This is a genomic window from Paenibacillus sp. J22R67, assembly GCF_059692175.1.
In genome coordinates this window covers 587,513-612,321 of sequence record NZ_JCAUAX010000003.1, presented here as the reverse complement: position 1 = coordinate 612,321, position 24,809 = coordinate 587,513, and the positions used below count along the sequence as shown (strand labels likewise).

At 45.4% G+C, this 24,809-nt stretch carries 28 protein-coding genes and 1 riboswitch; of the genes, 14 read left to right on the top strand and 14 right to left on the bottom strand.

Annotation, left to right across the window (positions count from 1 at the left end; translation table 11 throughout):
* Positions 1–55: 55 nt before the first annotated feature.
* From AC58VC_RS14765 to AC58VC_RS14740, 6 genes are all read left to right on the top strand, one after another.
* Positions 56–1,156, top strand: a complete 1,101-nt coding sequence (locus AC58VC_RS14765; protein WP_497369810.1) for an amidohydrolase/deacetylase family metallohydrolase — start codon at positions 56–58, stop codon at positions 1,154–1,156.
* A complete protein-coding gene (locus tag AC58VC_RS14760) occupies positions 1,134–2,237 on the top strand; it encodes a DgaE family pyridoxal phosphate-dependent ammonia lyase (protein ID WP_497369498.1) in 1,104 nt (367 codons plus the stop codon). Before AC58VC_RS14765 ends, AC58VC_RS14760 begins: the two co-directional genes overlap by 23 nt.
* A gap of 1 nt (position 2,238) precedes the next feature.
* Positions 2,239–2,994: a 2-dehydro-3-deoxy-phosphogluconate aldolase gene (gene dagF / locus AC58VC_RS14755; protein WP_497369497.1), complete on the top strand. Its 756-nt coding sequence runs from the start codon at positions 2,239–2,241 to the stop codon at positions 2,992–2,994.
* Positions 2,987–4,003: a sugar kinase gene (locus AC58VC_RS14750; RefSeq protein ID WP_497369496.1), complete on the top strand. Its 1,017-nt coding sequence runs from the start codon at positions 2,987–2,989 to the stop codon at positions 4,001–4,003. Before dagF ends, AC58VC_RS14750 begins: the two co-directional genes overlap by 8 nt.
* Positions 4,004–4,014: 11 nt before the next feature.
* Positions 4,015–4,728 carry a GntR family transcriptional regulator gene (locus tag AC58VC_RS14745; RefSeq protein ID WP_497369495.1) on the top strand — a complete coding sequence of 238 codons (714 nt, stop codon included), beginning with the start codon at positions 4,015–4,017 and terminating at the stop codon, positions 4,726–4,728.
* Between the two features lie 82 nt (positions 4,729–4,810).
* Positions 4,811–6,136: a GntP family permease gene (locus tag AC58VC_RS14740; protein WP_497369494.1), complete on the top strand. Its 1,326-nt coding sequence runs from the start codon at positions 4,811–4,813 to the stop codon at positions 6,134–6,136.
* Between the two features lie 131 nt (positions 6,137–6,267).
* Here the strand turns inward: AC58VC_RS14740 and AC58VC_RS14735 are convergent, their stop codons facing one another.
* Both AC58VC_RS14735 and AC58VC_RS14730 read right to left on the bottom strand, forming a co-directional pair.
* Positions 6,268–6,465 carry a cold shock domain-containing protein gene (locus tag AC58VC_RS14735; RefSeq protein ID WP_028556542.1) on the bottom strand — a complete coding sequence of 66 codons (198 nt, stop codon included), beginning with the start codon at positions 6,463–6,465 and terminating at the stop codon, positions 6,268–6,270.
* Positions 6,466–6,592: 127 nt separating this feature from the next.
* Positions 6,593–7,309, bottom strand: coding sequence for a class I SAM-dependent methyltransferase (locus AC58VC_RS14730; protein WP_497369493.1), 717 nt, complete (start codon positions 7,307–7,309; stop codon positions 6,593–6,595).
* A 253-nt stretch (positions 7,310–7,562) separates the two neighbouring features.
* On the opposite strand from AC58VC_RS14730, the gene AC58VC_RS14725 reads away from it, so the two are divergent.
* Together AC58VC_RS14725 and AC58VC_RS14720 are read left to right on the top strand one after the other, a co-directional pair.
* Entirely contained in the window at positions 7,563–7,754 is a 192-nt protein-coding gene (locus tag AC58VC_RS14725; RefSeq protein WP_497369809.1) for a hypothetical protein, read from the top strand.
* A gap of 274 nt (positions 7,755–8,028) precedes the next feature.
* Complete coding sequence (locus AC58VC_RS14720) at positions 8,029–8,865, top strand: YjbE family putative metal transport protein (RefSeq protein WP_497369492.1); 837 nt, start codon at positions 8,029–8,031, stop codon at positions 8,863–8,865.
* An 82-nt stretch (positions 8,866–8,947) separates the two neighbouring features.
* Here the strand turns inward: AC58VC_RS14720 and AC58VC_RS14715 are convergent, their stop codons facing one another.
* Entirely contained in the window at positions 8,948–9,169 is a 222-nt protein-coding gene (locus AC58VC_RS14715) for a hypothetical protein (RefSeq protein WP_497369491.1), read from the bottom strand.
* Positions 9,170–9,384: 215 nt separating this feature from the next.
* Here AC58VC_RS14715 and pepF point away from each other — a divergent pair, with 215 nt between their 5' ends.
* A complete protein-coding gene (pepF, locus tag AC58VC_RS14710) occupies positions 9,385–11,175 on the top strand; it encodes an oligoendopeptidase F (RefSeq protein ID WP_497369490.1) in 1,791 nt (596 codons plus the stop codon).
* 64 nt (positions 11,176–11,239) lie between these two features.
* Entirely contained in the window at positions 11,240–11,548 is a 309-nt protein-coding gene (locus AC58VC_RS14705) for a LapA family protein (protein WP_497369489.1), read from the top strand.
* Between the two features lie 10 nt (positions 11,549–11,558).
* On the opposite strand, the gene AC58VC_RS14700 is transcribed toward AC58VC_RS14705, so the two are convergent.
* Positions 11,559–12,371 carry a DUF92 domain-containing protein gene (locus AC58VC_RS14700; RefSeq protein ID WP_497369488.1) on the bottom strand — a complete coding sequence of 271 codons (813 nt, stop codon included), beginning with the start codon at positions 12,369–12,371 and terminating at the stop codon, positions 11,559–11,561.
* 174 nt (positions 12,372–12,545) lie between these two features.
* Here AC58VC_RS14700 and AC58VC_RS14695 point away from each other — a divergent pair, with 174 nt between their 5' ends.
* Positions 12,546–13,736, top strand: coding sequence for an HD domain-containing phosphohydrolase (locus AC58VC_RS14695; RefSeq protein ID WP_497369487.1), 1,191 nt, complete (start codon positions 12,546–12,548; stop codon positions 13,734–13,736).
* A 53-nt stretch (positions 13,737–13,789) separates the two neighbouring features.
* Here the strand turns inward: AC58VC_RS14695 and AC58VC_RS14690 are convergent, their stop codons facing one another.
* Both AC58VC_RS14690 and AC58VC_RS14685 read right to left on the bottom strand, forming a co-directional pair.
* Positions 13,790–14,413: a fumarylacetoacetate hydrolase family protein gene (locus tag AC58VC_RS14690; protein WP_497369486.1), complete on the bottom strand. Its 624-nt coding sequence runs from the start codon at positions 14,411–14,413 to the stop codon at positions 13,790–13,792.
* A gap of 17 nt (positions 14,414–14,430) precedes the next feature.
* Positions 14,431–15,681 (bottom strand): CapA family protein, encoded by a 1,251-nt coding sequence (locus AC58VC_RS14685; RefSeq protein ID WP_497369485.1) that lies wholly within the window; start codon positions 15,679–15,681, stop codon positions 14,431–14,433.
* A gap of 153 nt (positions 15,682–15,834) precedes the next feature.
* Here AC58VC_RS14685 and AC58VC_RS14680 point away from each other — a divergent pair, with 153 nt between their 5' ends.
* Both AC58VC_RS14680 and AC58VC_RS14675 read left to right on the top strand, forming a co-directional pair.
* A complete protein-coding gene (locus AC58VC_RS14680; RefSeq protein WP_497369484.1) occupies positions 15,835–16,608 on the top strand; it encodes a metallophosphoesterase family protein in 774 nt (257 codons plus the stop codon).
* A gap of 81 nt (positions 16,609–16,689) precedes the next feature.
* Positions 16,690–16,908, top strand: coding sequence for a hypothetical protein (locus AC58VC_RS14675; protein WP_497369483.1), 219 nt, complete (start codon positions 16,690–16,692; stop codon positions 16,906–16,908).
* Positions 16,909–16,990: 82 nt separating this feature from the next.
* Here AC58VC_RS14675 and AC58VC_RS14670 read toward each other — a convergent pair whose 3' ends face one another.
* Complete coding sequence (locus AC58VC_RS14670) at positions 16,991–17,626, bottom strand: O-methyltransferase (protein ID WP_497369482.1); 636 nt, start codon at positions 17,624–17,626, stop codon at positions 16,991–16,993.
* Positions 17,627–17,741: 115 nt separating this feature from the next.
* Here AC58VC_RS14670 and AC58VC_RS14665 point away from each other — a divergent pair, with 115 nt between their 5' ends.
* Complete coding sequence (locus tag AC58VC_RS14665) at positions 17,742–18,881, top strand: THUMP domain-containing class I SAM-dependent RNA methyltransferase (protein ID WP_497369481.1); 1,140 nt, start codon at positions 17,742–17,744, stop codon at positions 18,879–18,881.
* Positions 18,882–19,254: 373 nt separating this feature from the next.
* Here AC58VC_RS14665 and AC58VC_RS14660 read toward each other — a convergent pair whose 3' ends face one another.
* From AC58VC_RS14660 to AC58VC_RS14630, 7 genes are all read right to left on the bottom strand, one after another.
* A complete protein-coding gene (locus tag AC58VC_RS14660; RefSeq protein WP_497369480.1) occupies positions 19,255–20,031 on the bottom strand; it encodes a metallophosphoesterase in 777 nt (258 codons plus the stop codon).
* Between the two features lie 142 nt (positions 20,032–20,173).
* The gene (locus tag AC58VC_RS14655; RefSeq protein ID WP_497369479.1) at positions 20,174–20,809 is read right to left on the bottom strand and encodes a lysozyme inhibitor LprI family protein; all 636 of its coding nucleotides are present in this window, start codon (positions 20,807–20,809) and stop codon (positions 20,174–20,176) included.
* A gap of 291 nt (positions 20,810–21,100) precedes the next feature.
* Positions 21,101–21,529 (bottom strand): SMU1112c/YaeR family gloxylase I-like metalloprotein, encoded by a 429-nt coding sequence (gloA2, locus tag AC58VC_RS14650; protein WP_497369478.1) that lies wholly within the window; start codon positions 21,527–21,529, stop codon positions 21,101–21,103.
* Positions 21,530–21,570: 41 nt separating this feature from the next.
* Positions 21,571–22,485 (bottom strand): exopolyphosphatase, encoded by a 915-nt coding sequence (locus AC58VC_RS14645; RefSeq protein WP_497369477.1) that lies wholly within the window; start codon positions 22,483–22,485, stop codon positions 21,571–21,573.
* 131 nt (positions 22,486–22,616) lie between these two features.
* Positions 22,617–22,916 carry a hypothetical protein gene (locus AC58VC_RS14640; RefSeq protein WP_161409230.1) on the bottom strand — a complete coding sequence of 100 codons (300 nt, stop codon included), beginning with the start codon at positions 22,914–22,916 and terminating at the stop codon, positions 22,617–22,619.
* Positions 22,917–23,020: 104 nt separating this feature from the next.
* A riboswitch (cyclic di-GMP riboswitch) is annotated at positions 23,021–23,113 on the bottom strand.
* Positions 23,114–23,213: 100 nt separating this feature from the next.
* A complete protein-coding gene (locus AC58VC_RS14635; protein WP_497369476.1) occupies positions 23,214–24,440 on the bottom strand; it encodes an MDR family MFS transporter in 1,227 nt (408 codons plus the stop codon).
* Positions 24,441–24,633: 193 nt separating this feature from the next.
* A complete protein-coding gene (locus tag AC58VC_RS14630) occupies positions 24,634–24,783 on the bottom strand; it encodes a hypothetical protein (protein ID WP_497369475.1) in 150 nt (49 codons plus the stop codon).
* Between the last annotated feature and the right edge of the window lie 26 nt (positions 24,784–24,809).

Here is a 24,809-nt window from a genome sequence, read left to right as displayed (position 1 = left end):
CATGGAAGACTTAGTGAAAGCGTTCATAATTCGAGTTATGGAAAAGGTGACAGGCATGCAGGAGCGATTCGTCCTACACAATGTTAAGCAAGTAAACGGAGAATTTCTCGATGTTGTAATTGAAGGCGGAAAAATTGCGGAATTGACTAGTCCCGGGCAGGGACAAGGCAAACAGATCGTTGACTACTCAGGCGCATATGTTTCAAGCGGTTGGATTGATATGCACGTTCATGCTTTTCCTGCCTTTGATCCTTACGGCGATGAAATCGATGAGATCGGCATTAAACAAGGTGTTACCACGATCGTTGACGCCGGAAGCTGCGGAGCTGACCGTATCGCTGAACTAGCAGCAAGCAGACAAAGCGCTCTAACGAACTTGTTTGCTTTTTTGAACATTTCGCACATTGGATTACAAAGGATCGATGAATTATCCGACATGACTTGGATTAATCATGAGAAGGTTGTAGAAGCTGTGAAGAACTATGCAGACTTCATCGTCGGTTTAAAGGCAAGAATTAGCAAAAGTGTTGTTCGCGATTCCGGCATTGAGCCCTTGCGTGCTGCACGAGCACTTTCAATAGCGACCGCTCTCCCTTTGATGGTCCATATCGGTTCTGGACCGCCGAGCATCGAAGATGTCATTTCGCTTTTAGAAAAGAAAGATATCATTACCCATTATTTGAATGGGAAGGCTAATAATCTTTTTGATAAGGAAGGGAAGCCATTGGGTGTGCTAACAAAGGCGATTGAAAGAGGCGTTCATCTGGATGTCGGCCACGGCACAGCTAGCTTCTCTTTCAAAGTTGCGGAAGCCGCTAAGAAGCATCATATCGGTTTGGACACGATCTCTACGGATATCTATCGCGGGAATCGTTTGAATGGTCCTGTTTTTAGTATGTCCCATGTTCTGACGAAATTCCTGTACCTAGGCTACTCACTTGAAGAGGTCATTGCGGCTGTGACTACCCATGCTGCAAATTGGCTGAACAAACCGGAGCTTGGTCGAATGGCGGTTGGAGATACGGCTAATCTCACACTTTTTACCGTTCAGAATGAAGAGATTCAGCTCGTGGATTCTGAAGGGGACACACGTACGGCAGATCGAATAATTCAATCTAAAGGAGTAGTTGTAAATGGCGCTCTCATTAAATGCTAAATACGGTCTTAAACGTGTCATCAATGCCAGTGGACGCATGAGTATTCTCGGAGTATCCGCACCGACCGACACGGTCATGGAAGCTATGAAACATGGTGGACAAAATTATGTCGAGATTGCTGATCTTGTAGATAAAGCCGGCGACTATATCGCCAATATCCTTGGTTCTGAAGCTGCCGTTGTCGTTAACTCGGCATCCAGCGGCATCGCACTCTCCGTCGCGGCCGTGGTAACTCAGGGAAATCGCCGAGCAAGCGAGCGGCTGCATCAGGACCCGATTGCCAAACGTGATATCATCATCCTCAAGGGTCACAACGTTCAGTACGGAGCTCCTGTTGAGACCATGGTTTACCTTGGTGGCGGAAGGCTCATCGAAGTTGGCTATGCCAATGAAGGGAAAGCTGAACATATTGAAGATGCGATTACTGAAAATACGGCCGCTATCCTGTATGTGAAATCCCATCATGCTGTCCAAAAAAATATGATTTCTGTTGAAGAAGCTTGGGATATCGCAGTGCGTAATAATGTGCCTCTGATCGTAGATGCCGCTGCGGAAGAAGATATTCAAAAGTATGTGAAATACTCGGATCTAGCTATATACAGCGGTTCCAAAGCAATTGAAGGCCCCACTTCAGGTATTGTCGGCGGCAAACGTACCTACATCGAATGGCTTAAGGTTCAACTGCACGGCATAGGCCGGAGCATGAAAGTCGGCAAAGAAACTTCCTTCGGCTTGCTTCAAGCACTCGATGAATATGGCGTCAAAGAAGACAAAAGCGAGCAAGAAAAAGCAGCTTTGCAAGTGCTAATGCCGCTAAGCGAATTAAAAGGCATTAGAGTGTCGATCGTACAAGACGAAGCAGGCCGCGCCATTTTCCGTGGACGTATTCAAATTGATCCCGAGCAAGCCGGGACGACTGCTAAGGAAGTCGTAAATGGACTTCGCGAAGGCGAAATCGCTATTTACACACGCGATTATGGCGTGAGACAAGGCTATTTTGATATTGATCCACGTCCGCTTCAAGGTGATGACATCGAAGTTATCGCTACTCAAATCCACAAACTAGCAGGAGGTCAATAACATGTCCAATATGGCAAAAAGATTATATAAAGGCCGCGCAGCTCTAAACGTGCTTGCTAACTCCGTTGAAAATGCAAAAGAAGTATTCGAAGCCGCAGAAGGTTATGTGCTTGTCGGCGTTCTATCGAAAGACTATCCAACCGTGGAAACCGCCGTTGCTGCCATGAAAGAATACGGCAAAGCGATTGACGAAGCCGTATCTATCGGTTTAGGCGCTGGGGACAATCGTCAAGCAGCTGTGGTTGCCGCAATTGCCAAGCATTACCCTGGCACTCACATCAATCAAGTGTTCCCAGCTGTTGGTGCTACACGCGCTAACCTTGGCGAGCAAGACAGCTGGATCAACAGCTTGGTCTCCCCTACTGGCCGCGTCGGCTATGTCAATATCTCAACAGGTCCTGTGAGCGCAGCTCACGCTGAGCATGCCATCGTACCTGTCAAAACAGCTATCGCGCTTGTTCGCGACATGGGCGGAAATGCCCTGAAGTATTTCCCGATGAACGGACTCAGCTGTGAAGACGAGCTTCGCGCCGTTGCACAGGCTTGTGGCGAAGAAGGCTTTGCGTTAGAGCCAACTGGCGGCATCGACATGGAAAACTTTGAAACGATTCTGCGCATCGCGCTCGAAGCCAAAGTTCCGCAAGTCATCCCTCACGTGTATTCGTCGATCATTGACAAAGCAACCGGAAAAACGAATACACCCGATGTACGCGAACTGCTCAGCATCATGAAGAAACTGGTTGATCAACATGGCTAAGCGAATTGCTGCTTTTGGAGAGGTTATGATGCGCCTGCAGGTGCCAGGTTATGAACTCTTGTCCCAAGCCAGCTCGCTGAGTTACACGTTCTCCGGTACTGGAGTGAACATCAGCTCTGCGCTTGCTCGCTTCGGTCATACCGGGTTCCTGGTCTCCAGATTGCCGTCCAACTCAGTTGGAGATGCTGCAGAAGCTTATTTACGCAAGTTAGGCATCAACTCTTCGATGATTATCCGCGGCGGCAACTTTGTCGGCATGTATTTCTTAGAAAATGGTTTCGGCGCGCGGCCCAGCCGTGTGACCTACTCCAACCGGCAGGAAAGCAGTTTCAACACTGCCCCGGAAAGCACTTATAATTTTGCAGAGATTTCAAAAAATATCGATATGATCCATTTCTGCGGGATTACTCTCGCCATGAATGATAACGTACGCCAGCATATGAAAGCTTTGGCCAAAGAAGTCAAAGCTCACGGAGGTACCGTTGTTTTCGATTGCAATTATCGTCCTGCCCACTGGGGTGAAGGCGGTTATGCGAAAGCAAAACCTCATTACGAGGACATGCTGCAACTTGCTGACATTGTCATGATGAACGAGAAAGATGCCATGTATATCCTTGGCATGCATACCGACCTAACAGAACCTCATGATCAGCTGATGGAACTGATTCCAGCGGTTGCAGACAAGTATCAGATCGCTGTCATTGCAGGCACACATCGACACATCAACAGTGATAATACGCATTCCTTACGTGGATTCATTTATAAGAATCAAGCGTTCACCTTTTCTAATCTACTCACATTTTCTATCTATGATAGAATTGGTGCTGGAGATGCCTACACAAGCGGTATCGTACATGGGGAAATCCAAGGATTCTCTCCCGAAAAAACAGTTGGTTTTGCAGCTGCCGCAGGCATGCTCGCGCATACCATTGTTGGCGATACGCCAATGTCATCAGAAAGCGATATCCTGCGAGCGATGACGGAAGCTGTGGGCGATGTAGAAAGGTAGTGAACGTTTAGGTGAACTTATCCCGCAATAAACGGCCCTTATATTTGCAAATTATGAATATCCTGAAGGATCGCATCTTACACGGTGTGTATCCTTTGGGTACCAATATTCCTTCTGAACCCCAGTTGGAGCAGGAATTCAACGTCAGCAAGATTACCGTTCGAAATGCTATCAAAGAGCTGGCACAAGAGGGTTATTTGGAAAAAGGCAGCGGCAAAGGAACCAAAGTTATCCGCAATGCTTCACTGTCGAAGCTCTCCAAATGGAAACGGTTCACAGAGGTGCTTGTTGAAGAAGGCCACCAGATTCACAAGCAATTGCTGCGTGCTGAAATTGTTTCGAATACACCTGGCACACTGCCCTATCAGCTATTTGGAGAGCAATGTTTCTATATCGAGCGCCTTTACCACCTAGATGAGAAACCGTATATTCACTACTCCCATTATCTCTCACTGCAAATGGCCACCATCGAACTCACGGATTTGAACGAACAATCCCTGTATGAGCTCCTTGAAGATCATGGCATTGTCTTAGAGAAGTATCGGGATGAATTTGCCGCTGTCATCGCTTCCTCCCATGTGGAGGACATGCTGCAGGTGAAATCAGGCACGCCTTTACTGAACAGATTGCGATATTCCTATGATGAACAAGGCACTCTGATCGAATTCAGCGCTGGACATTACAGTACCGAAATGCACAATTATGTAGTTAATTACGATACCTAGGAATACAGGCTGAAAGCTCGTTTCCTTTTCTCGTCGACACATTGATAACGCTTACTAACTTCTTGAGAAGAGGGATCCTACGATGAATATGTATCTACTGATAGTTACCCTGCTTGCTATTGTCATTGTCATTCTTGGTGTAGCTTGGTGGAAATGGCATGCCTTTATATCTTTAACCGTTGCTAGCTTGTTCCTCGCGCTAATGGCGGGTCTGTCTATGGATAAAATCGTTGGCGCTTACGAAACCGGCGTCGGCGCAGTTCTTGGTCATTTGGTCGGTATTTTAGCATTAGGTACAATTTTAGGTAAAATGATGTCAGACTCCGGGGCTGGCACCCAAGTCGCCAATTTCTTCATCCGCGTTTTCGGTGAAAAACGTTTGCCGTGGGCCATGCTGCTATCCGGTTTTATTATTGGGATCCCCGTATTTTTTGACGTTGGGATCGTCATGTTGCTGCCGCTTGTGATCTCCATCCACAAATCAACGAAACAAAATATATTGCTCATCGGTTTACCGGTCATTGCAGGTTTGTCCATTGTTCACGGTCTGGTGCCGCCTCACCCGGGTGCTATGACAGCTATCGGCATTTTCAAAGCCGATATCGGCAAAGTGCTGATCTACTCCCTGATCATTGCGATTCCAGCAGCGATCATTGCTGGCCCTTTGTTTGCCAAGTGGATAAACAAACGTGTTGTTCCAGAGAAGGAACCTGAGCTTCTTGATTCAAGCACTGAACCTGAAAAATTGCCAGGTGCCGGCATTTCCTTCTTCATTATTTTATTGCCTGTTTTATTGATGGTTTTGTCCGTCATTGCGCCCTACCTGCCAGTTCCAAGCGGATTCATGAAATTCCTTGTTTTTATCGGAAATTCCGTGATCGCGCTGCTCATTTCTTGTTTCGCTGCCTTCTACTTCCTGGGCATCCGCCAAGGTATGAGTAAAAATTATATCAGCAAACTGTCGCATGATTGCTTGCTGCCTGTTGGTTCGATTATTTTGATTATCGGTGCCGGCGGCGGATTCAAACAAATCCTTATCGCAAGCGGCGTAGGTACCTCTATTGCGCAAATGGCCGAGAATATTTCGCTCTCTCCCATCGTTCTTGCGTTCATGGTCGCTGGATTAATTCGCGTCGCAACAGGTTCAGCAACGGTCGCTCTAACGACAGCCGCGGGTATCGTCTCCCCAATCGTTGAGCATATGTCTGGTGTTAATTTGGAGCTGCTCGTTATTGCCACAGGCGCAGGCTCGCTGATGCTTTCCCATGTCAACGACGCAGGCTTCTGGATGGTGAAGGAGTACCTCGGATTAACCGTCAAAGAAACGTTCAAAACGTGGACCGTGCTGGAAACACTCCTTTCATTCATTGCATTCGGTACCGTGCTGATCATCGATATGTTCGTTTAACTATAAAGCCTGTGCATCTCCTAATTGGACTTGTACAGGCCTTTCTTACAGCAAAAAAGACAGCCCCACAGGGGACTGTCTCTGTTGTTTGTGCTATGACACTCTATTTATAAGTGGGGACTCCCAATTTCTTATAATTTTGTGACGTTAGCTGCTTGAGGACCACGGTTGCCTTGAGTAATATCGAACTCAACGGATTGGCCTTCTTCTAATGTTTTGAATCCTTCGCCCTGAATTGCGGAGAAGTGAACGAATACATCGTCGCCTCCATCAACAGAAATGAAACCGTAGCCTTTTTCTGCGTTAAACCATTTAACTGTACCTTTCAAATGAACAACCTCCTAAAAATATCGCCATCTATGACGAATAAGGAAATTATACCATCAGATTTGGGATAAATCAACGCAAAAAAAGCGCTGGACATGCTAAAATTTGTTGATGTACCAACGTTTTCCTCTATGCAGAGCCCATCTTAATTATGCTTAAATATTGATGAGAATTTGGTAAAAATGGTAGGCTTGCCTCTCTTTTTTCAACCAAATACCCCTCATTTGTAAGTTCATTTATCAAATCAGGCAGTCTGCCATACTCATCTGTTCGAAAACTGAGCAGCGGATAAATCCGTACTTCACCGCCTGGCTTTGCGACGCGAATCAGTTCTCGCACGGCCTCTAGATGAAACGCATAGTCGAACTGCTCTTCATACAGAAAGAGAAAGTGACTGCACAGCACAAGATCAAAGGATTCTTGTTCAAACGGCAATACCGGAAGACAAGCTGCATGGTACCTTGACACTCCATCATGGCTTGAGAAGTCCTCTACGAACCTTTCTAAACCTTTTGTACGCCCTGCCGTATGATTTTGAAGCGAACCATAAAACGTCCAGTCATAGACGTTCTGGAGCTTCTCCATCTTGGCCGCAACGAGCTCAATTTCTTGCCTGCCATGTTTCTCGATCTCTTCTGATGATTGCTCATACAGCGGGTCAACCGCCTCTGCGAGAATCCCAAGCTGCCTTGCTTCTGCCGTAAATGAAGACGCGCCGCCAGCAACATCCAGGATACGTCTACCTTGTAATTGTTCCGTCTGCAGCATAAACATTTTCTCATACTCGATGAACGATCTTGAGGTCATAGCGACCCCCACTTGCTCATAAATACGCTTTTGTTCCATGCTCATCTCTCCTCAGCTCATCTTTTGTGCGCAACTACCTGTCTCGTAACCCGCTTCCCTCTGGAAAGGATTAGGAGAATATTATCATGGGGGACCGCCTATGGCAATAGGGAATTCTTGATGACCTGTTTGGAAATCACGCCTGTTTATGATACGATTGCATATATCTATAAGCTTACTACAGAAACGAGGAACAACCGTGTCAAAACAACCTTTCAAGAAACATACAATCTACAAAAAAGATAAATGGAACATGCTCAATGTTGAGGTCCAAGGGACCAAAATTGTGCTTACTGAGATCTCCGACCAGTGGGGCGAAGAGTGCCACACTTTTATCGGGCGTCCAGCGATGCTGCATTGGGCTAGTGAGCGATTTGCCAAGGATAAGTTCGATGGTACGGAGGAAGAATGGCAAGCGATTATGGACGCTTTCAAAGAAGTATAAACGGATTAGACCAAATGCCTTGACTTTCCTTCTCTATCTTTTTATAATTAAGTTACAAGTTCATACGTAATACTCCAAAGGGGAGTAGCTGATACAGTAAAGTCGTCAATTCGGATCCTCATCAGATCCCGGCTTTATTGGCAACGACAATCGTTGTTAGCAAGACCTTTGCCAAATTTTTGGTGAAGGTCTTTTTTGATGAATTAGAGCCTTCACCGGTCATCGGTGCTGGGCTCTATTTTTTTCAAAAAAATTTGCTAAAGGAGTGGTCGTTGTGGAATGGTTATCAGCAGCTTTTTTCGTTTCATTACTCAGTATTATTCTCATTGATTTGGTACTTGCAGGAGATAACGCGATCGTTATCGGTATGGCGGCACGTAATTTGGAAAAGAAAACACAAAAGAAAGTCATCTTATGGGGCACAGTCGGCGCCATCGTTATCCGCGCTCTGGCAACCCTCATCGTAGTCACGCTTTTGAAAATTCCTGGTCTTCTCTTGGCTGGTGGCCTATTACTTCTCTGGATTTCGTATAAGCTGCTTAGCGAAAAGAAAAATCACGAACAAGTTCAAGCTAAGAGCAGCATGTGGGCTGCGATTCGTACGATTATTATTGCTGACGCCGTGATGGGTCTGGATAACGTAATTGCTGTCGCTGGCGCAGCACATGGAAACTTCCTGCTAGTCATCATCGGTCTACTCGTTAGTGTCCCTATCGTGGTCTGGGGCAGCACCTTGTTCATCAAATGGATTGAAAAATATCCGTGGATCATGTATATCGGCGCAGGCGTGCTAGCGTTAACTGCAGGTAAAATGATTACCGGCGAGAAGTTCCTCTCCCCCTATTTTTCTTCAAATCCGCTTGGTAAATGGTTGCTTATCGGTCTGCTTGTTATCATCGTACTTGCGGCAGGCAAATGGTCCAAAATGGTTGGTTACCTCGTAGAAGTCGGAGACCGCGGACAGTTAAAACTGCCTAAAGAATTAAGCGATGAAGCGCAAATTGCTCCGGAAGATCGTTTTACAGTCAAGATGGATTCTAGAGGCAAATTGATTCTGGTGAAGACAGAAGATGATGAAAACCCCGATGAAACGATGCAGCATGCCGGCTGAAAAAGGAGTTTGCCTATAGGCAGCGAAAGTTACTATCATGCAGTAGTTAGCATGCGTCATATTCTATAGGGATAAGGATGATTCACCAATGACCGATTCCGGTTCTATACTCACATTTGTACTCGTATCCTTCTGCCTTGCCATCATTTTGATTATAAAAAAAGACAGCCTTCCAGCTAAAATGAAACGGTACCTTGCCTTGCTCGCTATCGTCATGGTCTCGTTTTCGTTTGTACTTATCTTGATCAGCTTCTTTGGCGCCGGAAAGTAAATTTACTTCCTTCCAGCTTTTTCTTATAATCATAAATGAGTGGGTTAACGGTCATACTAGGTGAAAACCATGAAGTGGGTTTCGATCAAGAAACCTCCACATGGGTATAAGCCGGGAGCGTGACCGTAATGCGCTGGATCTATGTAACTGCGGCAATGGGACTTCTGCTCAGCTCTGTCCCAGCAGCCGATTTGCATGCGAAGGAAAACCGTTTACCCCAAACTCAAAACAAGGACAGGAGGGCTCCCATGGCTCAACTATTGGAACGCAAACAAGTACCTGCCGAGCACCGTTGGAATCTGGAAGATTTATTCTCCGATGCGAAGGCTTGGGACAAAGAATTTCAAGATGTTAAAGGCTCCATCAGCAAAATCAGCGCCTTCCAAGGAAAACTTAGCGACGCCGCTGCCATCAAGCAATGTTTCCAATTGGAAGATGAGGTCTCTCTGAAGACAGAAAGACTCTATGTGTATGCCAACATGAAACATCATGAAGATACAGCAGAGCCTACTTACCAGGCCTTATCCGATAAATCAAAAAAAATCAGTGTCGAAGTGGGCGAAGCTCTCTCCTTCATTTCGCCGGAAATTTTAAGTTTATCTGATGAAAAGCTTCAGCAACTTGTGAACGATCCTTCTTTATCTTTTTATAAAGACACGCTCGAAGAAATGATTCGTCAGAAGCCGCATACGCTATCCAAAGAACAGGAAGCACTGCTCGCTCAAGCTGGCAATATGGCGGGAGCACCAAGCACAATCTTCGGCATGCTGAACAACGCTGATTTGAAGTTCCCGAAAGTTAAGAACGAAAAAGGCGAGGAAGTCGAGCTCACTCACGGAAGCTACATTCAATTCCTGGAGAGCCGTGATCCGGAAGTTCGGAAGAATGCCTTCCATGCTGTTTACGAAACTTACCGCAACAATAAGAACACGATCGGCGCAACGCTCAGCGCGAATATTAATAAAAATATTTTTTATACCAAAGCACGTCACTATCCTTCCGTTCTGGAATCGACCCTTTTCGGCGATAACATCAAGAAGGAAGTATACACAAACTTAATTTCCACCATTCACGACTCTCTGCCTGAACTGCAGCGTTACCTAAAGCTTCGTAAAAAACTGCTGAAAGTCGATGAATTACATATGTATGACCTCTTTGCTCCGCTGGTTGAAGAGTTCAAAATGGATATTACTTACCAGCAAGCCAAAGAAGAAATCAAGAAAAGCCTAGCTCCACTTGGCGAAAATTACTTGAAAATTCTTCAAGACGGTTTCGACAACCATTGGATCGACGTTTATGAGAATAAGAATAAGCGTAACGGTGCATACAGCTGGGGTGCCTATGGCACACATCCCTACGTCTTGCTGAACCACAAAGACAATTTGAACAGCATGTTCACCCTAACGCATGAAATGGGTCATGCCATCCATTCCTATTTGTCCGACGAAAATCAAGAGTACCGCTATGCGCAGTATACGATTTTCCTTGCAGAGGTCGCTTCTACCCTGAACGAGGCGCTGCTCATGGACTATTTATTGAAACGCGTGACAGATCCAAAAGAGAAGCTTTATCTGCTGACTTATTATGCGGATCAGTTCCGTACTACGGTTTTCCGTCAAACGATGTTTGCCGAGTTCGAGATGATTACGCATGAGAAATCGGAGCAAGGCGAGTCGCTTACACCTCAAGAATTCAGCGAAATCTACTACGGCTTGAATAAGCTGTACCATGGCAACGACATGGTCGTGGATCAAGATATTGAGATGGAATGGGCACGTATTCCTCACTTCTATAACAGCTTCTATGTTTATAAATACGCAACAGGCTTCTCTGCAGCAACTAGCTTTGCGAAGCAAATTTTGGATGAAGGGCAGCCAGCCGTTGACCGTTACTTGGGCTTCCTGAAAAGCGGCGGCAGCGACTACTCGCTGAATATCCTTAAAAAAGCCGGCGTTGACATGTCGACACCAGAGCCGATCAAGCAAGCCATGAGCGTCTTCAGCTCCTTGCTCGATCAGATGGAAGAGCTTACGAAGTAAGTGAATGAGTAAGGTTGAAGGCGCGAGCCTTCAACCTTTTCTCCATTGAAAGGATGTATGCTGGATGAAGATGCAATGGATTCTGATCTGCGCATTACTATTCGCCCTGATTACAGCCGTTTTCGCGGTTGTGAATGTCGAACCGGTGCAAGTAAATTTCATATTCGCCCAAACATCCACGCCACTCATTCTCGTTATTCTAACCTCCACATTATTGGGGGGTCTGATTGTCGGTCTCTTCGGAATGGTTCGTCAGTACAAACTGCATCGTAAAGTAAAACACTTGGAGAAACAGCTGCACGATGCTGTCCTGCCTCCAGCCGCGCAATCTGTGACAGAAACAGCAGGTGAGACGTCGCCGACCGTGCACTAATGTAAAAAAGCTATGTCGATACTAGCCATAATACGTAGCACACTACGCCGCCAACCAGTGAGGAAATGGCATTTACCCGATCATTGGTCATGAAGCGGAAACCACGTATTTGTTTCGCGCTCTGACCACAATGGACTTCTTTCTCAATGGTTTTCCCGCAAACCGCACACTGATACATCACCTGCCAGGTTGCCCCTAACCATGAATCAGCTAATGAACCTAGCAAACCTGAAACAGCACCAAATAGGATTAAAACAGGAACTGAAACTGATTCGTAGCCCATATCACCTATGCTGCTGAACCAGCCACTGAGCCATCCAATGAAGGCTCCTCCCACCACAGAAGCCAGCACGCCAATCGTGCTAATGCCACCTGATGTTCCAGCTGGAACACGCTTCCCACTTAGAATCGACCTCGGTGCTGAAGGGCTCATTCCGCCAATTTCCGTCGCCCACGTATCCGCCGTGACGGTTGCCATCACGCCAACGAACAACACCCACCAAACAGGATCAGGCCAAAATGCATTGCCTATACAAAGCGCTAAGCCGAGCCCGCCGTTAGCAGCAACTTGTCCGGCGTCGCGCCTTCCGCCTTTGGCATATCCGCTTTCTGCAGCGGCTTTACGCTGGTGTTTAAGCTTCGACAAGATGCTCGAAGAGATAAAAAAGGCGATCAGCGTCCCAAACCAAGCTAAGTCTCCAAAGACAAACATCAAGGTCCCAAGAACAACCGCAGAAATCAATCCTGATACAGAGAGGGACCCTCTCCAGTAGGCTGCGCCTGCAATGAGCAAACTGCCGGCTAATCCCCAAATCCATTCCATGTAAACACCCCAATTTCCACTTATTATTGTAGCATAGCACGGTATTGTGCATCTTCCTCAATGAACCCTGTTTTTTTCGACAAAATCAATCATTTCTCGAGTCATTCCAGCAGGAAGTTAACCTTTTTACGAGAATAATATGGTAAGATAATTTCCGAAAGCTAGGAGGCTGCCATGGATAACGACCAGATCATAATTAGATCCCAGATAAAAAAAGATTTGGATCCGCAAGAAATGCTGCGTGTTATTTTTGATTACGCAGCCAAAATTGCCAATGAACGGGTACTCGAGAACGTCCTTATGTTGATGGCTGATATGGGCCGGGAAATGATTGTTTCTGATCGTTGTACGGTTTGGCTGCTGGATACGAGCAAAAATGAGCTCTGGTCCAAAGTGGCTCATGGTCTCGATGAGATTCGTATTCCAAAGTCAGCTGGACTAGTCGGTTATGCGGTCACGCATGATAAAGCTGTATTTATTGATGACGCCTATACGAATGAACAATATAAAACCTACTTGCTTAATGGCGCGCTGCACACGGACCAGCAAACAGGCTACCGCACGAAAGCCTTGATGGTTATTCCTTTCCGTAACAGCCAAGGTGAAATTATGGGCGCTTACCAAGCTATTAATAAACTAACGGAATGTCAGCAATTTTCGGATAAAGATATGGAATATTTAACGCTTGCTTCCTCTTATGCGGGCAAATCTTTAGAATCGGCGCTGCTCACTAACGAGATCGAAGCAACCCAGAAAGAAATTATTTTCCGAATGGGCGAAATTGGCGAGAGCCGCTCCAAAGAAACGGGTAACCACGTCAAACGTGTTGCCGAGTATTCCTATATCCTTGCGCGTGGATTAGGCATGAGTAAGGAAGAGTCGGACCTCCTCAAAATTGCTTCGCCGATGCATGACATCGGAAAGGTAGCCATTCCTGACAGCGTGCTAAATAAACCAGGGAAATTAACCGATGAAGAGTTCAAAATCATGCAAAGTCACACCGTGATTGGCTATAACTTGCTCAAAAACTCCAATCGTCATATTCTCAAAACGGCTGCGGTTGTCGCCTATGAGCATCACGAGAAATGGAATGGTCGCGGATATCCAAGAGGAATCCAGGGTGAAGAAATTCACATCTACGGGCGTATTACCGCGATTGCAGACGTTTTCGATGCGCTTGGCAGTGAGCGTGTCTATAAGAAAGCATGGGAATTAGAACGCATCTTACAGCTGTTAACAGAAGAACGAGGCGAACATTTTGACCCTCACATCGTGGATGTGTTTTTTGAACAATTACCTGCGATCCTTCAAGCGCGCGAACACTATGCCGATAGCACTTTAGAGGACTCGGCTGATGCACAATAAAAAGGGCAAATCTCTCAGGTCAATGATGACCGCAAGAGACTGCCCTTTTTGTTTTATAATCGAATGGTTACTGCTCCAAATACCTCTTCGCCCCATGCTAATTCCAAACGATCGTCATTATTGACAGGTCCAACGCCTTCTGGGGTTCCCGTATAAATGATGTCGCCTACGCCAAGCCCGTAATGCTTAGCTATGTAATCGATGATTGTTTGCAGATCGAAAATCATATTGCTAATGTTGCCGTTTTGAACGACTTGTCCATTCTGGCGAAGTTGGAAGTTCTCCTCCGTAAGCTTGGAAGCCCCTGGGAACGGACGGAAATCAGTGATTGGAGCCGACTTCAGGAATCCTTTGGCTGGCAGCCAAGGTTGGCCCTTTTTCTTAATAACAGATTGCACATCTCTTAGTGTAAAGTCGATGCCAAGCGCATACTTATCAACAATCTCATCTACCTGAATGCCTTCATGGTAAGGCTTAGCGATATGCAAGACCAATTCAGCTTCATAGTGAATCTCGCCTTGATCGGCTGGAAGCGTCAGCTCCCCGCCACTCATTTCAGCCAAAGCATGTGTCGGTTTCGTAAATATCATCGGTTGATCGGGAACATCATTTCCCAGTTCGGCTGCGTGTGCCCGGTAATTGCGTCCTACACAGTAAATATTGCGAATATCCGTCATGTTGTCTTCTCCTCACATTATTTCTTGCTAACATTACCCTCGGCATCAACCTTGGAACCTATTGAAATTTGGCTTAATCTCTGGAACAGCTTAGAGCTGTCTTCCGAATTCATCGGTGTAGGAAGTGCGAATTTGCTTAAAATAGGTACAAGATGAATATTGCACGATTTGTCTTTCGAGCACGCTGCTTCCAAGATAACCGTTTCCCATGTCTTGGAAACATCATTCGTTGTAAATATGAAATTGCCTAGACTATAAGCAATCCATTTGCCTTTGTACTGCTCAAAGCCTTGCAACACATGTGGATGGCCGCCAACGACCAGATCTGCACCGGCATCGATATAACGGTGTGCCAAATCCGTCTGATACTTATCCGGATTATCGCTTCGTTCGACGCCCCAATGGGCAACAACGACGACAAGATCAGCGCTGGCTTTCGCTTTTTGGATGGCTTCAACAGGCGGCTTGTAATTGTAAGTTTCCGCCACCCCGATGCGTCCTGGACCCGCTTTCCAAGAGGCCTCAGGAACAACACGGCTAAAGCCGAAGAAGGCAATCTTTATGCCGTCCTTTTCCATAATGACAGGTTGGTAGGCTTCATTCAGATCATTGCCCGCTCCCATGCGTTTAATACCCTCTTGGTCCAAGGCGTTCATTGTGTCCTGCAGACCCTCAGGGCCGTAATCCATAACATGGTTATTGGCTAAATTAACGAGATCAATGCCAGCATCCTTGAGTGGAGGTAAAGCCAAGGGTGAAGAACGATACACATAATCCTTATTTTGAACAGTACCTCTAGTCGTTATGGGTGTTTCCAAATTAGCGATGGTGAAATCCGGTTTGGTCAAATAGTCTTTAACATTCGTATAAGGGTAATCATAGCCTTTTTGCTTCAAAATATCATCCACTTTGGAGGCTAGCAGCACATCTCCCACAAAAGTCAGTTTCACTTGCCCATCGCTGCTCATTGGCTTGTCCGTAACCGCCGGTGATGACGATGGAGCGATTGCGTTTGCTGTAGACGTAGGACTGGGCTGGCTGCTGCTCGCTGCACTCGTCGGTTGAGGCGAATTAACTGCCGAGGGTGGTGAAGCAGCCGCTTCTTCTTCAGCCGTATTGTTGTTCGACGTCCAATAGGATGCGCCAATCCCAATGGCGAAACAAGCGACAGCAACCAGTGTGAGTCCTCCAATTACTTTCAGCGGAGTTTTCTTCGGAGGAGTGCGCTCTTCCTTCACTTTACGATGACGCTCTAGTCTGGATTCCATTCAAAACCTTCCCCTTTCCCCCTACAAATTATAGCAGAAGAATCTAGCATTGGGTAATAGTCAAGCACACTCATTTTCAGAATGGAATCCGTATGATATAACTGAAGAATTAAGATTTACACATGAGACCAGCACGGAAAGGAATTTATCATTTTGGAAAAAATCGCGATTATTTCAGATATCCATGGAAATTTACCCGCTCTCGAAGCCGTACTTGCTGATATCAACCTGCGTGGCATTAAGCGGATCTATTGCTTAGGAGACCTGGTCGGCAAAGGACCTGATTCGGCAGCCGTTGTTGACTCTATACAAAGGACCTGCGAAGTTGTCATCCAGGGGAACTGGGACTTAGGCATCAATATGCCGCAAGACCAGCCAGCAGGCATCTGGCAGCAGCAGCAGTTAGGGCCTGAGAGGCTTGCTTATCTGGCACGGCTGCCATTCTCCGTTGATTTCAACCTTAGCGGCAAATTGTTCCGGTTATTCCACGCTTCCTCACAAAGTGTCTACCACCGCGTAAAGCGTAAGGCTTCAAAAAAAGAACGTCTGGCACTGTTTCAAAATACAGAAATGACAGGAGAGGCTCCTAATGGAAAGCTGCCTGATATCGTCGGCTACGGGGATATACACATACCTTTTTTGATCACCATGAAGAATCCCTCGGAAAAGAGCGCTACAAAGCGAACAGACAGTGGTCTAATGCTCTTTAACGTCGGCAGTGTAGGCATCCCCTATGATGGCCTTCCACAAGCCTGCTACTGCGTTCTGGAAGGCACTATGGATAGTCAGGAGCAAGCCGGATTCTCCATTCAATATGTACGAGTCCCCTACGATATCGGCCTTGCAATCAACAGAGCTCACTTAGTGAATATGCCAGACATAGAGCGCTATGCGTTTGAGATTTCGACGGGGCTGGTACATAAATAATAGATTGCACAAAAATTATTATGGAAATTAATTCCACTACATGATAATATAGGTGCATCATTGAAAGCGAGGATGCCCTCCATGAAGCTGAACTGGCCCAAAATTGCTTTTATCGTTTTAAGTGCGGAGATTTTGCTTATTTACTGGAATGGGATGAGCGCTATACCTTTCAAGAATCAGCAAATTGTACACCCTATATCTACGCCGCAGCCCGCTCAGCCTGTTACCAAGCTAGAGGTGAAGGCGCCATGGCAAATGAACGAATTCAAATTATTTCACATGCATCAGCTAACTTCCTAAGATAATCCTTCACATCTGCCATAATTAAAGGGCTACCTGGAACGTCTTTTAGACATTCTAAGTAGCCCTTGATATGTACGTCTTATTTCACCCGAGCTAACGCTAATCCGTCATAAGCTGGTAGGATCGTACTTTCCAAACGCGGATCTGTAGCGATGAGCTTATTGAAGCCGCGCATCGCTTGCACGGAGGCTTTGGTTTGATTTGCGTCTACCACTTTGCCCCTCATCAGCGTATTATCACCTGCAATGATGGCCCCTGGATTCGCCAATTGAATGGCAAGTTCCAAATAGTTTGGATAGTTCACTTTGTCCGCATCGATAAAAAAGAAATCAAATCGCTCCCCTTGCGTGAGCAGCTCATTCAGGTGTGTCAATGCTTCTCCAATACAATACTCGACGAACTCGCCAAGACCCGCATCAACCACGTTTTGTTTGGCCACATCAGCGAATTCCTGCTTCAACTCAAGTGAGATGAGTTTGCCGCCTGCTTGCAGCCCCCTAGCTAGACAAATTCCGCTATAGCCGCCTAAAGCTCCTATTTCAAGCACCTTTTTTGCGCCAATCATCGTCACTAGCATTGTGAGCAATCTGCCGTAGCCAGGTGCGATTGATATTTCTGGCATATTATTGGTTCGTATGACTTCCTTTACCCGTTCTAGCACGGGATCATCCGCATATAAGCCTTCCATATAGCTTTCAGCTGTAATGGTTTCCATGTCATTCCTCCTAAGAGTTTGCCGTTTCGTTTGTAAGTATATCTTATTTGTCCTATACTTGTTAATTGTATGAGTTTTATGAACGAAGCACAACCCGGATGGAAGGAATCTAAACATGCCACAATCTATCGAACTAATTGCAACTTGCCCAATGGGACTTGAAGCTATCGTTGCTCGCGAAGTCCGCGACCTCGGTTATACCGAGGTTACCGTTGAGAACGGCCGCGTACGCTTTATGGGAGACGACCTTGCTATCTGCCGAGCCAATCTATGGTTACGTACGGCGGACCGGATTCTGGTGCACATGGGCCAGTTTAAAGCTCTGACCTTTGATGAGCTTTTTGAAGGTACCAAAGCGCTCGCTTGGCCCGACTGGATTCCGAACGATGCCGAATTCCCTGTGCAAGGGCGTTCCCATAAGTCACAGCTTTCCAGTGTCCCTGCCTGCCAAGGCATCGTAAAAAAAGCGGTCGTCGAGAAGCTAAAGCTTCAATACGGCACCGAATGGTTCCCCGAGAACGGGGCGCGTTACGTGATTGAGGTCGCGCTTCTGAATGATATCGCGACACTCACGATCGACACGACAGGTCCAAGCTTGCACAAGCGCGGGTACCGCAAGCTCGTAACTGAAGCGCCGCTGAAGGAGACCATGGCAGCGGCCATGATCCTGCTCAGCCGCTGGACCGTCGATCGGCCGCTCTACGACCCGTTCTGCGGGTCGGGAACCATCCCGATCGAGGCCGCCATGATCGGCTGGAATATTGCGCCAGGCCTGCGGCGCAGCTTCCCCAGCGAGGCGTGGGGCAATGTGCCGCGCAAGCTCTGGGACAAAGCACGCGACGAAGCCTTCGACGCGGTCCGCGATAATGTGCCGCTTCACATTATCGGCAGTGACATTGACCCGTCTGCCATCGAAGTGGCAGAAGCCGCCGCGAAAGCGGCTGGGCTGACGAAACAGTTCCAGCTTCGCGTGGAACCGGTAGCCAAAGCCCGCCCGCGCGGCGACTATGGCTGCTTGATCACCAATCCGCCTTATGGAGAGCGGCTTGGTGAAGCCAAGGATGTCGAGGTCGCGCTGCGCGAGCTCGGTGCTCTTACAGCTCCAATGCCTTCGTGGAGCATGTTCATTCTCAGCCCGAGCACACAACTCGAGCATTATATGAACCGCCGCGCTGATAAGAAGCGTAAGTTGTTTAACGGACGGATTGAATGTAATCTGTATCAATATCTTGGGCCTTTTCCTCCGCGTAGGTAGGTCAGATAGCACGGCATGATAAAGCGGCCGCTGAGACTTTACGTCTTAGCGGCCGCTTTTGGTTTTTACGTGGGTATGGTATCCCGTTAACCCATGCTAATATTTAGAGACCGACCGTGAAGTCCTGCGCCAGCTAACGGACAGAGGAGTCCTTATTCGGCGGGAAAATGCCGATTCAGAATTCTAATGGACACCAGCGCGGCTAATCGTCCATTTCGATGGAGTTTTGCCCGCGAAGTGGGCGAATAAGAGCTCTGGTGTCCGTTAGGCGCGAAACGAAGCGGATAGCAGGGTAATAACGGTACAGGTGTCCGTTAGCACTATTTCATCCCAAGCGTGTTGCCCGATGACAGCTAACCCACCCTGATTGTTCTTATAAATAATGCATGGTCACTTCACTTCTGACTAAAAATCTTGCATTGATTCCTGTTTGCCCAACACCTTTAGAAATGTAGTAAGTCCCATACTGATGTTTATGTATTCCTTTATAAATCCCCATTCTAGGCAGCTTACCAGCGTTTTTGATATGAAAGAAAAATGGAATATTAAATTGTTTTCCGTGGAGATGTCCAGCCATTAAATAATCAAAATCTTTATTTAAGTGTAGAACTACGTTAGGATCGTGGGTAATGATTAGTTTAGTTCTACGATCATCAACTGCTCGGAATGCTGCTTCAATGTCACTCTTACCTGAATCGAAATCATCAATTCCAATCAATTCAAATCGCTCTAAATGTAGCGACTGGTTTCTTAGCAAATGAATCCCATATTTCCTTAGAAGTTTGACAATATCTTTTACATTCTTCTGCTGATAATCATGATTTCCTAGAACACAATAGATGGGCACGTTACAAATCGTCATCGCTCTTAGGTACTCTTCTAGTCTAGGAAGCTTTTTTCGGTATTTCGTAAAATCACCAGTAATAAATATATAATCCGGTTTTTCATCATTAATAATAGCGGCTATTCTTGTTGGACTAATTCTTAATCTTTCAACATGCATATCACTTATCTGTAGAATTCTAACATTTAGATTAAGTGGATATTTGATCCGCTCAATTTTTAACCATTGTGTTGGTAAGATGAAGATTATGTAGCAAATAAAGAGGGCTAAGACTACGTACAAGCAGTAAAATAAAATGTCTTCCAAGTGCATCCTCCTCAGCAAAAGCGTATCAAATAATGCAATTGCATCTTCTTATGTACAACATTCATAAAACTGGTACCGTAAAAGATTATATATTAAGTTTTATTATAGGGTTACTACATTAATGCCACATGAGTATAAGAGTTCAATTTTGTTCCTTATTCTTATAAGTAAATTCAATTTTCTCATCTAGCAAAAAATAATACTCATATAGCTGTATTGTCCGCTTTCTTATTCTATTCTTTGCAGCTATTTGTGTATCTACATAACCTTGAGTACCTAACAATGGACCTTTCCCCTCTGGCAAGTTAATGACGTGTTCTGCGAACTCTATTTCATTGGTTTGATATTGTATCCAGCCTCTTTGAGCTTGAATTAGTGATTCTTTGTTCTCTGCATTTAACTTGCTTAGGAGTCTTTCATATATACTATTTAACTCATCATCCCAGATTCGGGTATATTTCACTTCTAACTCTACCCAATTCGACGTGTTAAAGTTCATTGAATTTTGAAATTCATTATTTTCTTTTACATAATTCTTATCTATGGGATTATCTTTAATAATCTTAGAGAAACGTTCTGCTTGATTTGATAAATAATCAACATAGTCTTCGGTATTTATTGGTTCTGATTTTATAACAATATTTTCGTTTTTATTAGTAATTTTATCGATTAGAACAGCACTATCAATAGGATCATTATCCACAATTTTCTTATCTAAGGTATCACTACAGGAAGTTAATAAAACTAGCAATAAACTAAAAACAATTAATCTATTCATTGGAGCACCCTCCATTTACATTCGTTCTCTTATATTAGACGGGCTATCATATATTTCGTTTATAACGTACTGTTTTTCATGTTCAGAATTGTTTAATTTCAATACCGCCGATATCCAATAAAAAAATCCCCAATCGCTACTCCGACTTGTGGTCAGTTGAGCGTTTGAGGGATTTATTTTTTCATCAAAAGCCAGATCACTATGGCCCAGAGTGGAATAGACAGCAGGATGCTCCATAAGCACCCTATAGCGAATCCTAATTTTGCTCTTTGTTCCTTTTGTGACAACTCATCATTCGGCATGTTCCACCAACTCTAACGGGAGTCCATCCGGGTCTGCAAAAAACGTATACCGATCGCCTGTTATGGGATCAATTCGTACCGGTTCGACCGTAATTCCCTTGCTCTCTAGTTCTTTCACGCTTACGTCCATATCCCCAACTACAAAAGCTAAGTGCCGAAGCCCACGCGCCTCTGGCTTATTCACTCTTACTGGTGGATTAGGAAACGAAAACAATTCGATCTGCTGGTCCGTTTGTCCTATGCGCAAATCCAGCTTATAGGAATCGCGTTCTGCCCGGTACGTCTCATTTACGATGGTCATTCCAAGTAAATCAACATAGAAATGCTTCGACCGTTCGTAATTCGAGCTAATAATAGCCACATGATGAATGCGATCGATGTTCACTAACACGCCTCCCACTCCGTAAATAAACCGCATTCCGGGAGAAACTCCCCATCCTGCGGCTCGTTTATTATATTTTATCCGTCTATTCGCATGGTTTCAACAATTTTCTTCAAAATTTTCTCTGATTGTGCATATTCTACCTGACAAGTACCTGCTGCCTGGTGACCACCTCCGCCATTTTGGAGCATCAAAGTCCCGATATTCGTTTGGGACGTACGATTCACGATGCTGTGCCCGCATGCAAATACACAATTTTGTTTATTGCGTCCGTCCACGATCCAAATGGATACATTCTGCTCTGGATAAAGCGCGTAAACCATGAATCGGTTGCCTGGATAGATCGTTTCAACATCTCGAAGATCGGTAATGATCACGTTTCCTTCCGTATACGTATGCTTTTCAAGCATTTCACGGTACAGAGCATCTAGTTCATAATACCGCTTCACCCGCTCCTTCACGTCCGGAAGCTCCATAATTTGATCGACTGTCATCACGGCGCAGTGATCCACAAGCTCTTCCATAAGCTGATAGTTGCTAATTCGGTAATCCCGGTAACGTCCTAAACCCGTCCGAGCATCCATAATAAACGACAATAAATCCCAGCCACTTGGGTTCAAAATATCTTCTTTACTGAATTGTGCCGCATCTGCTTTATCTACGCCAAGCATAATATCGTCAATATCACCGAAGGTTTCTTGCCCTCCGTAATAATCGTAAACGACGCGTGCTGCACTAGGCGCAATCCGCGTTTCCCCTTTGAATGCTACCTTTTCACCCATCCGCTCAAGTTCGCTGGAGTGATGATCAAACCATAATCCACAACCTGCAACATAAGGCACATTCGCCAAAATATCGTTCTCGGTAACCTCGATCAAACCATCCTGCATATCTTTGGGATGAACGAATTTCATTTCATCGACCATGTTTAGCTTTTTGAAAAGCATTGCGCATACTAAACCGTCAAAATCCGAACGCGTAATTAATCTCATAACGCAAATCCCCCTACTAAATAGTACTTAAGAACTATGTATGGCTATGTGTTCCATTATATCAGCACCCATCGATTTGTGACAATCATTTTGTCGTAAGGGCATTTCGGATAAAAAAAAGAACAGTTCGCCTAGATGGGCTGAACCGTTCTTAATTTGGATGTCAGGATTTGATAAAGTCTAGTCATAAATGCTTCAATTTGAGGCATTGGAGGCATTTTCACGGAAAGCTTAACTTCACCTTTCCAGTAGAAAATCAAAATGCTGTTGCTTCTCCCCTGAAACATTTCAACATCCCAACATGCTTCATTAAGCGCGTATTCTTCTAAATTAATCAGTAGCTTTGGTCCATCCGAGGATGGCACCAAACGGGCAACATGATTGCCGCAAAGTGATGTTACTTTTTGCTCTTCATGTAATTCAGACTGCATGCTGCTTGGTCCTCCTTTTATCCATAGATTATGAAAGTTATGACAGAGAAAAACCCCACCATAGTGTACCGATCGGAGGGGGCTCTAAGTTGAATACCCAATCGTTCGGCAGCTGGCTGGCAACGAGTCCATTACAGAACAAGGTAGCCCCTGTAGCTTTGCGTCACTGACTTTCGTCAGTTTTGCCATTGTCGAGATGTGTTGTGAGTTCTTTTGCAAGAAATAACTACACTCTCAAGAATAAGGGAAGTTGTTTTGAAATCGTATAGTTCGCAAGAACTAATTTTGCAATATCTATCAAAAAATTTCTTTTTTCGACCTATTTTTCGTGAGCGATTGTAGATTATTGGCACCTTTCCAGTAAAAGAGTGATCCCGCAAGTGTCACAAAGGCGATGATTACATAAAGCGTCGTGCCCCCGTACGCCACAAGCAAAAATCCGCCCACCCATGGTCCCATAAAATGACCAACGTTTGTTAAGGTTTGTGCGCCAAAATAAGTACCTCGCATATGCTCGGGTGCAAGCTTATCAATTAGCATGTTTGCCGCAGGGTAATTTAAAATCTCCCCTAGAGTAAAAATCGCCATAGAAACAATCATTGGAACTAAGGAATGCGAGAACGCAAAACCGGTATCCCCTAACGCAAACATCAAATTGCCAAATATAATCGCTACAAGTGGCGAGTACTTATTAAAAATCCGTGTAAGCGGTATCTGCATCGCAATGACCACGATGGCATTGACACTCATAAGGACTGCAAACATCTTCACACCTTCAGTGAAATTCTGTTCCAAATACTGCGATAGTGTCACCATAACTTGCGAGTAGCCAATAGCCCCGATAATTCCGCCAAGAATATAGTAGCGAAATGTGACATCACGTTGAATGACCTGCAATGCGGCGACAAAAGTAACCGGTTGTTTCTTCTCCCCTTCTATTTGCTTAATACCAAAAACGATGAGGAGAATATAAAGTGTAACTGCATAAAGAAAATAAACGATTCCAGTCAGTAGAAACGGTAGTGACCCGTCCATCGTCGCAAAAAAAGCGCCTAATAATGGTCCTACAGCAACCCCCACATTAATAGCCATGTATCTCATTGAAAACACACTGAGTCGCTTGGCCGGCTCGGTCAAATCCGCCATCAAAGCTTGAGATACTGGTTCGTAGAAGGAGCGGCACAAGCCGTTAAGCATGTTCAGCATCATGAACAAAACAGGTAGTTTCACGATACTGAAGCCTACAAACACAACCGCCCATCCAAATAGTGCAGCCAGCATAATGATACGTCTACCGAATCGGTCCGATAAGTTACCGCCGATAAAGCCGCCAACTGTTCCTGCCAAGGCTCCCATTCCAATAACGACCCCGATCATTACTGCACTCATTGACGTATGTTTAGCTAAGTAAATCGCCAGAAAAGGCAGACTCATGGAAGACGCCGCCCTGGCCATGACCGTTCCTAGAATTAACGTATGTACAATCGGATGATACGAACCAAGAAAAACACGTAATCGATTCATCTGCCAGAACTCCTCTCGCTGTTAATTTACCAAAGGTTAAGAAAATGAGATCAAGAACCCATTATACACGAAAAGCGGCGGTTCGTGTCCTTAATTATAATTTTTTGTCGAATAAAAAACTGGCTCCCCGCAGTCGAACGGGAAGCCAGTGTTAAACACTTTTTGCGGCACCAAACATGATTAAACTTAGTTTCTAATTCTGGGCTACTGCATCCGAATGATAATCAAAGGCATTGAGCGCGTTAATTCCGTGAGTCAGGACATAGCCTGCATTCGCAACTCCACCGACTACTCTCCCTCTTCGACAATAGCTAACAAGCCTCTTTAATCGATGCAATTCCATAAAGAAAGGGCTATTAGAAGCTTTTT

Bases quoted from the DNA above. Each gene is read 5' to 3' on its own strand.
- AC58VC_RS14690 (WP_497369486.1), bottom strand. From the start codon at position 14,413: ATGACGGATATTCGCAATATTTACTGTGTAGGACGCAATTACCGGGCA.
- AC58VC_RS14675 (WP_497369483.1), top strand. From the start codon at position 16,690: ATGAAGCTGAACTGGCCCAAAATTGCTTTTATCGTTTTAAGTGCGGAG.
- AC58VC_RS14740 (WP_497369494.1), top strand. From the start codon at position 4,811: ATGAATATGTATCTACTGATAGTTACCCTGCTTGCTATTGTCATTGTC.
- AC58VC_RS14730 (WP_497369493.1), bottom strand. From the start codon at position 7,309: ATGGAACAAAAGCGTATTTATGAGCAAGTGGGGGTCGCTATGACCTCA.
- AC58VC_RS14765 (WP_497369810.1), top strand. From the start codon at position 56: ATGCAGGAGCGATTCGTCCTACACAATGTTAAGCAAGTAAACGGAGAA.
- AC58VC_RS14700 (WP_497369488.1), bottom strand. From the start codon at position 12,371: ATGGAATGGATTTGGGGATTAGCCGGCAGTTTGCTCATTGCAGGCGCA.
- dagF (WP_497369497.1), top strand. From the start codon at position 2,239: ATGTCCAATATGGCAAAAAGATTATATAAAGGCCGCGCAGCTCTAAAC.
- AC58VC_RS14695 (WP_497369487.1), top strand. From the start codon at position 12,546: ATGGATAACGACCAGATCATAATTAGATCCCAGATAAAAAAAGATTTG.
- AC58VC_RS14655 (WP_497369479.1), bottom strand. From the start codon at position 20,809: ATGAATAGATTAATTGTTTTTAGTTTATTGCTAGTTTTATTAACTTCC.
- AC58VC_RS14635 (WP_497369476.1), bottom strand. From the start codon at position 24,440: ATGAATCGATTACGTGTTTTTCTTGGTTCGTATCATCCGATTGTACAT.
- AC58VC_RS14665 (WP_497369481.1), top strand. From the start codon at position 17,742: ATGCCACAATCTATCGAACTAATTGCAACTTGCCCAATGGGACTTGAA.
- AC58VC_RS14645 (WP_497369477.1), bottom strand. From the start codon at position 22,485: ATGAGATTAATTACGCGTTCGGATTTTGACGGTTTAGTATGCGCAATG.
- gloA2 (WP_497369478.1), bottom strand. From the start codon at position 21,529: ATGCGGTTTATTTACGGAGTGGGAGGCGTGTTAGTGAACATCGATCGC.
- AC58VC_RS14705 (WP_497369489.1), top strand. From the start codon at position 11,240: ATGAAGATGCAATGGATTCTGATCTGCGCATTACTATTCGCCCTGATT.
- AC58VC_RS14725 (WP_497369809.1), top strand. From the start codon at position 7,563: ATGCTCAATGTTGAGGTCCAAGGGACCAAAATTGTGCTTACTGAGATC.
- AC58VC_RS14640 (WP_161409230.1), bottom strand. From the start codon at position 22,916: ATGCAGTCTGAATTACATGAAGAGCAAAAAGTAACATCACTTTGCGGC.
- AC58VC_RS14685 (WP_497369485.1), bottom strand. From the start codon at position 15,681: ATGGAATCCAGACTAGAGCGTCATCGTAAAGTGAAGGAAGAGCGCACT.
- AC58VC_RS14760 (WP_497369498.1), top strand. From the start codon at position 1,134: ATGGCGCTCTCATTAAATGCTAAATACGGTCTTAAACGTGTCATCAAT.
- AC58VC_RS14715 (WP_497369491.1), bottom strand. From the start codon at position 9,169: ATGATTATAAGAAAAAGCTGGAAGGAAGTAAATTTACTTTCCGGCGCC.
- pepF (WP_497369490.1), top strand. From the start codon at position 9,385: ATGGCTCAACTATTGGAACGCAAACAAGTACCTGCCGAGCACCGTTGG.
- AC58VC_RS14630 (WP_497369475.1), bottom strand. From the start codon at position 24,783: ATGGAATTGCATCGATTAAAGAGGCTTGTTAGCTATTGTCGAAGAGGG.
- AC58VC_RS14750 (WP_497369496.1), top strand. From the start codon at position 2,987: ATGGCTAAGCGAATTGCTGCTTTTGGAGAGGTTATGATGCGCCTGCAG.
- AC58VC_RS14670 (WP_497369482.1), bottom strand. From the start codon at position 17,626: ATGGAAACCATTACAGCTGAAAGCTATATGGAAGGCTTATATGCGGAT.